Here is a 465-nt window from a genome sequence, read left to right as displayed (position 1 = left end):
CTCTCTTCACCACATTCGGCTGGGTACTGTTTCACAACGATTGGATTAACCAACCCAGTACCCATGCGAATGTAGAATGCAAAAAGCCCCGGCGATTAACCGAGGCTTCTAATTTTTGTGGTGGTGAGTCAGCTCAAGACGGCATTCACAAGCGCCGTTTACTTACTACCCCTCTACCACCACCGCTCTTCGCCTTTGACGTCCGAGCTTAACTGAAATATACACTTTCAAAACTTAAAAGCAATACATTACGTAAATATTTTCTATTTATGCGGCGATTAGTAGGTTTTCTTTCTCCACTTCCGACCTCAACAAGTGAAATAATGTTGCGTTGAATATCTCACGGCACCACCTGATCCGATCAATGCATTGCTTTAGCGTCAGGTGCGGGGCGTGAACGCGATTTAGGTAACATGCGATTTCTTGCATGTCTTTGCGCTCACAATAGTATTGAATAGCTACAGC

Annotated in this window: 1 pseudogene; it reads left to right on the top strand. The window is 44.7% G+C overall.

The annotated features are described in order from the left end of the window. Positions 1 to 212: pseudogene (locus tag DBA33_RS20845) on the top strand (hypothetical protein); the annotation flags it as partial. Between the last annotated feature and the right edge of the window lie 253 nt (positions 213 to 465).

This window comes from Yersinia sp. IP36721 (genome assembly GCF_003634395.1).
GTDB classification, from domain to species: domain Bacteria; phylum Pseudomonadota; class Gammaproteobacteria; order Enterobacterales; family Enterobacteriaceae; genus Yersinia; species Yersinia entomophaga.
Note: the sequence above shows the minus strand (reverse complement) of the source record. Positions and strands in the feature narration are given on the sequence as shown.